The 8877-nt window shown below is 47.4% G+C and carries 4 protein-coding genes and 1 tRNA gene; 2 read left to right on the top strand and 3 right to left on the bottom strand.

Annotated elements, in window-relative coordinates; translation table 11 throughout:
• Nucleotides 1-702: 702 nt before the first annotated feature.
• Together BOC67_RS07330 and BOC67_RS07325 are read left to right on the top strand one after the other, a co-directional pair.
• Nucleotides 703-776: transfer RNA gene (locus BOC67_RS07330), tRNA-Asn, on the top strand.
• A 194-nt stretch (nt 777-970) separates the two neighbouring features.
• Entirely contained in the window at nt 971-1696 is a 726-nt protein-coding gene (locus BOC67_RS07325) for a DUF4261 domain-containing protein (RefSeq protein WP_291908780.1), read from the top strand.
• A 42-nt stretch (nt 1697-1738) separates the two neighbouring features.
• Here BOC67_RS07325 and BOC67_RS07320 read toward each other — a convergent pair whose 3' ends face one another.
• From BOC67_RS07320 to purL, 3 genes are all read right to left on the bottom strand, one after another.
• Nucleotides 1739-3082, bottom strand: a complete 1344-nt coding sequence (locus BOC67_RS07320) for a glycoside hydrolase family 27 protein (protein ID WP_291908777.1) — start codon at nt 3080-3082, stop codon at nt 1739-1741.
• Nucleotides 3083-3158: 76 nt separating this feature from the next.
• Nucleotides 3159-4349 (bottom strand): SH3 domain-containing protein, encoded by a 1191-nt coding sequence (locus tag BOC67_RS07315; protein ID WP_291908775.1) that lies wholly within the window; start codon nt 4347-4349, stop codon nt 3159-3161.
• Between the two features lie 142 nt (nt 4350-4491).
• Nucleotides 4492-8163, bottom strand: coding sequence for a phosphoribosylformylglycinamidine synthase (gene purL, locus BOC67_RS07310; protein ID WP_291908772.1), 3672 nt, complete (start codon nt 8161-8163; stop codon nt 4492-4494).
• Nucleotides 8164-8877 lie beyond the last annotated feature (714 nt).

The following is an 8877-nucleotide window of genomic DNA, read 5'->3' as shown; positions in this document are numbered from 1 at the left end:
GGGTATCTATCTCCTTGCAAATACGCCGAGCGTTTTTATCAAGGTCTATTGCATGAGAAGCTCTAATCCTGACTGGCTTAGTTTTAGGGGAAGCTTACATAGGAACTGAAGACGTATTGGCCCAAAACTGGCTCTAATTCATAAATTAACCGTAAATCCTCCAAAAACTGGTTCGAAATTCGCCAAGCAGGGGGAGCGAAAGAGAAGGCTTGCAGGGATGCAGGCCTTTTTTAGTTTTGGATATGTTTGTGAAGAGGGGGTATGTTCATTCGTAACTTTGAGAGTAGTAGTTCCAGTTTGTTTTACATGGAGGCATTGCCTCTTTAATTCAATCCCTATATTGATGTGATACTGTTGCAGGATAGCAATGTCAATCATGCCTTACTGCGTTTAGCGGGATGTGAGCTGATCCGATCACTGATAAGAACAATTTATGCGGGTACGTTAATTTATAAAGCGCGCAAATATCATCTCCCCTAAAAAAATATCCTACCATTAACAGTAGCGGAATGGTGAGCGGATAACCGACATTTTTCAGCATGAAAGGACTGTGGCTATATTCACCAAAAGCAATGCTATAGCGAAGTTTGAAGTTTTCCATGTAATCCCCGAAAATTTTTCTTTGAATTTTTAAGGTATTTATTACATTTGCGACCCGGTTATCCGATAACCATCGGATTTCCGGAAGTATAGCAGTTATACTCCTCCTTAGCTCAGTTGGTTAGAGCATCTGACTGTTAATCAGAGGGTCGCTGGTTCAAGTCCAGCAGGGGGAGCAAGAGAGGGCTTAATAACCTCCTAAGAATCTACACCCGCGCAATGCGCGGGTTTCTTTTTTTAAGATGATTCAATATTCTCCACTCCCAGATTTAAAGTCATTGCCCTGTTGTTATCCTGCTCTTTCAATTTATTGCTGCAATTAGAATTGAAATTTGCGTAGCATTACATTTAGAAGCAAACTATTGCAAGCATGGAATCTACATTATGTATCCCCGGGAACTGGGCTGATAGAAATGAACTCTTACAATCAATCATCACCACATCTAATGGAAGATATTTGCCCGGAGGTTTTATGTTATTTGACAGCCAGGAAAAAAGACATTGCATCCTTGAAGTAGTTGACCATGATCCTAAGATGTATGAGGCTTTTGCAATAGCTGGCAGGCCTACCGGTTACTCAGCGGCAGCATTATCGAAAATTGCTGCGCACAAACTAGTGGTGTACATTACCACGGAAACCGGAAATCTTGCAGATGCCAAATACCTGGCGGATACGGCAGCTATGTTACTGCATGCCGGCGGACTTGGCGTGAAAGTAGAAACCACCGGCAAAGCCTTTGAAAAAGAACAGTGGCTGGAGCAGCTCACTGACTTTGAAGAGAATAAATTGTATCCACTATTTGTGTTGGATTCAATTGTGGATCGTGAACAAAATGTGTATTCGTGCGGGATGCACAACCTGGGACTGCCCGATACCATTGTCAGCGGCGTCCCATTCCAGGAAGCGGTTAACCTGATGCAGACTTTCCATTATTATCAACTGATGGAACAGCCGGTCATTACGAACAACCAGACCTTTAGTACTGCTCCAGATGCGCCTGTTTATATTATCACTGAAGAAACTGAGCAACCTTACCAGGGCGATGAACTTTTTGAAAATCCATTTGGCATGTGGCGACTAACGCCAGCCTCTTAATAAGATTAACCCATTCACCTTTCATGAATGGGTTAACCTCTCTTATTTTTTTGTTTTTGCTATACGGTACAAGCCTGCGCCATGTGCGTTTAACATCCTCTCAAACCCGCCATTAAATTTTCCCAAATCCTTGCCAGTCCATAAGTCTTTTATTTTCACGGAAGAGGTGATACCTAATGCGGACAACTGCACAGAAACCTTCGCCGGCTCATCTGCTGCATTGAAGAGCGCCAGGTAGGTATCCCCGGTTTTAGGTTCCTCCGCTACCCAGGCAACTTTATCACCCGACCTAAAGAGTTCCCTGTTATTGGTACTGTACTTCAGCACAGCCAGTACATCGCGGTTTGTGAGCAGGGAATTGGTGAACGCATCATTACTGGGGAAATCCCCGCCAAACATCAAAGGCGATTTAAAAATAGACCATAACGTCATCAGCGTGTACTGCTCATCCTTCGTGAACTTCGTCATCCGGTCGTCGCCCACTTCGCCGCGGATAGAGAGGCGGCCCAGTGGTAACATATCCCCTTCAGGATATGCGCCGAAGGCGCGGTATTTATTCCAGCGACTAAACACGTCGAAATGATCTTTGAGCTGCTTCCAGTTATCCCATAAGTCGTTTACCGTGCGCCACATGTTTGCATGCTGCTGCACGTGCGGCCCTTTAGCGATAGGCGTTTCGCCGGGCGAGGTACTTAACACGATCTGCCTGCCTGTACGATCGATCGCTTTACGGATCATTTCCACTTCCTCTGTGAAATAGATAGGAGCAGAGAGGTCGTCCACCTTTACGAAGTCCAGCCCCCAGGAGGCGTACAGCTCAAAGATGGAGTTATAATATTCCTGCGCTCCCGGCTTGCCTGGAACAATGGTGTACATGTCGTGCAGCCATTTACACTGGTTTTCGGGAGAGTAAATATCTTTTGCGGTAACATTGGCGCCCTTTACCGGCAGGCCCTGGTTAACGGCTATCACCGGCACACCGCGCATAATATGAATACCAAATTTCAGCCCCAGGCTATGGATGTAATCGGCCAGAGGTTTGAAGCCTTTGCCACCGGCAGCGGAAGGGAAGCGGTTTACTGCGGGCATAAAGCGACCGTATTCATCGATGGAATATTGCGGGTCCTTTTCATTGTAGCCGTGGGACTTATCGTTTGCTACAAACCAGCGGATATCCACCACTACATATTCCCAGCCGTATGCTTTCAGGTGTTTAGCCATGTAGTCGGCATTGGCTTTTACTTCTGCTTCTGTTACGTTCGGACCATAACAATCCCAGCTGTTCCAACCCATTGGCGGGGTTGGCGCCCATTGGTGAAAATCTTTCTGTGCCTGTGCGTAGCAGTAACAGGCTATTGAAATGGCAAGGAGGAAAATTTTTTTCATAACGCGGCTATTATAATTGTCTTTTTGACAATTATAAATATCTGATATTTTTGTGAGATTTAAAAGCCGCTGACAACTATTTCGCGATTAGCTGAAGCCTGCATTCTCCCCGGTACACCGTGGTAGTACCTTCCCAGGTACGGCTTGAGCCCTTGGCTGTGATTCTGTAGGTACCAGCGGGCTTAATAATCGTCAGGACGCCTTTTGAAGCACAGTCGGGATAACTGGTAAAATAGGAGGTTAATTCACCTGCGAAGATGTCATCCACATAAACGGAAATAATACCGTCAGTGCTGCAGTCCGTCCAGATGCCTACCTTTCCGTAGGCCTCCGTCTGCGATCGCTGGGGAATGGGATGTGGTACTGCGCCGTTACTGGAAGAAGGTTGCGCATCAGTGGATAAACCGGAGGCATGCACATATCCATAGCGGGTAACAAAGGAACCCTGGGCGGGTTCATAATAAGTTAGCTTTATCCAATACCAGGGATAACTGCTGGTAGCCACTACATTTACTGCTTCGCCGTAGTTGATAGTGCTGATGATGCCGTCATCCACCGAAGGGCCGCTACGCACATTTAGCTGTGCTGATTTTACAAAGTATTTAGAGGAGTAGGTTCCTGTCGCGCTTTTCAGCAAATCGTCTGTCATGGTGCTGGAATAATCAGTCACCGTTTTATCATAGGAACTGTTCCAGGTATTACCCGTGGAGGTGGAGGTATAGCTATCGCCAAATTTTGTCAGGTAGGAGGCATGCACATATCCTTGCACCGTTTTATATTCTAAAGTATTCCCATCATAATACCGCGCCCTGATACGGTACCAGGGGTAAAGAACAGTGCCCAGGACTTCTACTTCATCATTCATATTTAGTTTTCCCAGCACTTCCCCTGATGTGGAAGGGGCTGATCGTACATTCAGCTGGGTGGAGCTTACAAAATAGGTGGCGGTCGAAGTATAAGTGGGTACCGTCGTGGTCGAATAATCGGTAGTAGCCGGATTGTAGGAAGGTACCGTTGCAGGCACGTCATTACTGCTCCGGTTATAATAATTCTTCAGATAGGTATCCGGATTGCCTGGCGCTACCTTTCCCGTATATGGATTCACGTTACCCGGATAACTCCAGTTGTTATAGGGGTTACCGTCAGGGCTGGACCGGTAATGCGGCTGTACGTAGGTACCATCCTTCCTGTAGTACCCGCTGACTTTTACCTGCGTGAACCCTTTCAACATCCATAGCAGGCACGCTATCACCATGAAAAACCTCATAGGAAATCAATTATATAATAAAAATATAAAATATTTCACAGCCTGGTATTGGAAGGAAACAGAATATTAATAACATGGTAACTATAAATAGGAACACCCGCTCAAAAATGAGCGGGTGTTCCTATTTATTTGCTGTAAACAATTATTTCTTATTCGCTTCGCACCATGCTCTCGCATTCACGAACGCTTCCAGCCATGGGCTCACTTCATCCTTACGGTTCTTAGGATAATGCGCCCAGTTCCATTGGAAAATAGAACGCTCGATATGCGGCATGGTTACCAGGTGACGGCCGGTAGCATCGCACATCATAGCGGTGTTATAGTCGGAGCCGTTCGGATTATGCGGGTACTTATCGTAAGCATATTTAGCGACGATGTTGTATTTATCCTCTGTATCCGGCAGGTTGAATTTACCTTCCCCGTGAGAGATCCACACGCCAAGCGTAGCGCCGGCGAGGGTTTTGAGCATAATAGAATTGTTCTCCTGCACTTTCACGGATACGAAGTTGGATTCGTGCTTGCCGGAATTATTATGCAGCATCTTACCGTGTACTTCATGATCAGGGTTGATCATTTCCAGTTCCATGAACAGCTGACAGCCGTTACAGATACCAACGGACATGGTGTCCGGACGGGCGAAGAAGTTATCCAGCGCTTTTTTCGCTTTCTCGTTGTACATAAAGGCGCCTGCCCAACCTTTGGCAGAACCCAGTACATCCGAGTTGGAGAAACCGCCAACCGCACCAATGAACTGGATGTCTTCCAGCGTTTCGCGACCGGAGATCAGGTCCGTCATGTGTACATCCTTCACATCGAAACCGGCGAGGTACATTGCATTCGCCATCTCGCGCTCTGAGTTGGAACCTTTTTCACGGATGATAGCCGCTTTAGGACGAGGTTTGGAAGCATCGATCACCGGTTTTTTACCTGTAAACTGAGCAGGGAAGTTGTAGCTCAGCGGCTGCAACTTGTAGTTATTGTAACGCTCCTGGGCCAGTCCTTTCTTAGTTTGTTTTGAATCCAGGAGGAAGGAGGTTTTGAACCAGGTATCGCGGGTAGCCGGGATATTGAAGGTGAAAGTATCTGCGTGGTTTTTAAAGCTTACCTCAGCGCCTTCTTTCACGGAACCGATCTTCACCGCTTCCACGCCGGCAGCTTTCAGGGCAGCTTCAAATGCAGCGTTGTCTTTTGCCTGCAGGACTACTGCCACGTTTTCGTTGAACAGGGCTTTTACCGTGTCGGCTTCATTGAGTGGACTGAGGTCGTAATCCGCAGCGAGATTCACATCTGCGAAGCACATTTCCAGCAGTGTGGTGATCAGACCACCGGAGCCAACGTCGTGGCCGGCGGCTACCTGGTCGTTATTGATCAGCGACTGGATCGCGTTGAAAGCATTCACAAAGTAGGCGGCATCTTTAATGTCCGGTACCTGTGAACCAATCTTATTCTGTATTTGTGCGAAAGAAGAACCGCCCAGTTTGAACGCATCTTTCGACAGGTTGATGTAGTAAATATTGCCGCCGTCTTTTTGCAGTACCGGCTCTACCACCTTATTGATGTTGGTGCAGTTACCGCCTGCAGAAATGATAACAGTACCCGGCGCAATCACGTTGCCATCAGGGTATTTCTGTTTCATGGACAGGGAGTCCTTACCGGTAGGGATGTTAATGCCCAGGGCGATGGCGAAGTCGGAGCAGGCTTTCACTGCTTCGTACAGGCGGGCATCTTCCCCTTCGTTGTTACATGCCCACATCCAGTTTGCGGAAAGGGATACCCCTTTCAGACCATTCTTAATCGGCGCAAACACAATGTTGGACAGTGCTTCTGCTACTGCATTGCGGGAGCCTGCTGCAGGATCAACCAGGGCAGTGAGCGGAGAGTGGCCTACGGTGGTGGCAATACCTTCGGTGGATTTATAATCCAGCGCCATTACGCCTACGTTGTTCAACGGCAGTTGTAACGGACCGGCGCACTGTTGTTTGGCAACGCGGCCACCCACGCAACGGTCTACCTTGTTGGTCAGCCAGTCCTTAGCGGCTACTGCTTCCAGCTGTAATACCTGGTTAAGGTAATCCGGCACTTTATTCACCTCATAGGAAAGATCGGCATAGGTACGGTTTACCTTGCTGTCTTTCATAATGGTTTTGGGAGAGGAGCCGAAGAAGTCTTCCAGGGCGTAGTCCATTGGCTTTACGCCGGTGGAGGACGACTGGAAAGTAAACCTGTGATCTCCGGTGACATCACCCACAGTGTACATTGGAGCGCGTTCGCGATCCGCTACTTTCTTCAGGGTGTCGATATCTTTTTCACCGATCACGAGGCCCATTCTTTCCTGGGATTCGTTACCAATGATTTCTTTGGCAGAGAGGGTAGGGTCGCCTACCGGGAGTTTATCCAGGTCGATCAGGCCTCCGGTTTCTTCCACCAGTTCAGACAGGCAGTTGAGGTGCCCGCCCGCGCCGTGGTCGTGGATGGAAACGATCGGGTTGTTATCAGATTCTACCAGGCCGCGGATAGCGTTGGCTGCGCGTTTCTGCATTTCCGGGTTGGAACGCTGGATCGCGTTCAGTTCGATGCCGGAACCAAATGCGCCGGTATCAGCGGAAGATACTGCGGCGCCGCCCATACCGATGCGGTAGTTTTCACCACCCAGGATAACAATCTTATCCCCGGTTTTAGGCGTATGTTTTTTAGCCTGGTCCAGCTTACCGTAGCCGATACCGCCCGCCTGCATGATTACTTTATCGTAACCCAGCTTGCGGCCATCTTCTTCGTGTTCGAAAGTAAGCACGGAACCGGCGATCAGTGGCTGACCGAATTTATTACCGAAATCAGAAGCACCGTTGGATGCTTTGATGAGGATGTCCATTGGAGTCTGGTAGAGCCATTTGCGCTCTTCCATGCCTTTTTCCCATGGCCTGTCTGCCAGGAGGCGGGAGTAGGCCGTCATATAAATGGCGGTACCAGCTAAAGGCAGCGCGCCCTGGCCGCCTGCGAGGCGGTCGCGGATTTCACCACCGGAACCGGTAGCCGCACCGGAAAACGGTTCTACAGTGGTAGGGAAGTTGTGCGTTTCTGCTTTCAGGGATAATACGGATTCAAATTCTTTTTCTACGTAGAAGTCCGGTTTATCCGGTGAAGCAGGTGCAAACTGGGTCACTTTAGGCCCTTTGATGAAGGCCACATTGTCCTTATAGGCAGAAACAATCTCGTTTGGATTGGTTTCAGAAGTCTTTTTAATCAGCTTGAACAGGGAAACAGGCATTTCCTGGCCATCGATAACGAAAGTGCCGTTGAAGATTTTGTGACGGCAGTGTTCAGAGTTGGCCTGAGAGAATGCAAACACCTCAGAATCAGTGAGCTTACGACCTATTTTTACCGCGAGGTTATTCAGATATTCCACTTCTTCCGGGTTGAGGGACAGCCCTTCCTGTTTGTTGTACGCGTCAATATCGTCGATCTCCATGATGGGAGCCGGCTCGATGTTGATGGTAAACATCTCCTGGGTCAGTGCAGGATATTTCTGCGAGATCATCGGGTCGAAATCGTTGAAATCTGCCGGCACCGGTTCAAACTCTTCAATGCGGATAATGCCGCTGATACCCATGTTCTGGGTAATTTCCACTGCGTTCGTACTCCACGGGGAGATCATCGCTGCGCGCGGGCCCACATAGGTACGGTTTACAGTAAGTTCGTCTAATTTTTTGGCGTTGCCGAAGAGCCAGTTAAGCTTTTGAATGTCTTCTTCCGAAAGGTGGTTTCCTGTTTGAACACAATAGACAGTGTCTTTTTGGTTCACAAAGAAATGAATCATTATAGTGCGGTTATGATGTCTTTGTTACGAAAGCGCAAAATTACGAAATGATTTCGGAAAAACCGGCAAGGAAAGCGGCAGGTTCGGGGGCGCTGTCCATGGAACCCCCGCCGGGCGAGGCTGTCAAAGGAAGGTTAAAAACGGTCCTGGATTACATTATTTTCTCCCTAATATGATAGAAAAATAGACTATTATAAAGGTATGTTTAATATGAACTATTGATATGCTTATGAATGTAGTTTTCATGCGTTTAAATATTATGATTTGAAAGGGGGTGAACTACGACCAAGGTCGTGGCTTCACCCGGTAAATGCTGTGATCTCATTTTTATACCAGGCGCTACCCTACTTTTTCCGTTTATGCATATTTTATTTCCCGATTTCGCAGGCTCTCCTGGTGCTGATATCTTTTTTTTGCACCTGCGGAATTGATAGATTTATAAGTCAAACAGGAACACAAAGGCCGGCATACCTTCCCAGGTATCCGGCCTTGTTTTTATATTACAAATAATGCTACGTGTGTACGTAACAGTTAGCAGGGGTAATTGCGGAGATTTTTTTCAAAATATTACCTGTAAAAAGATTTTCGGTACACGAATTGATGAATGGTTCGTCCGAAAAAGCAATTATATGCGGGGAAATAGTATCTTTATTCCTGAAATTGCGGAACAATGAAGGTATGCTAGTCCTGAATCCGCCAGTGAATACTATTGAA

The sequence above is a fragment of the Chitinophaga sp. CB10 genome (genome assembly GCA_001870995.2).
In the GTDB taxonomy this organism is placed as follows: Bacteria; Bacteroidota; Bacteroidia; order Chitinophagales; family Chitinophagaceae; genus Chitinophaga.
Note: the sequence above shows the minus strand (reverse complement) of the source record. Positions and strands in the feature narration are given on the sequence as shown.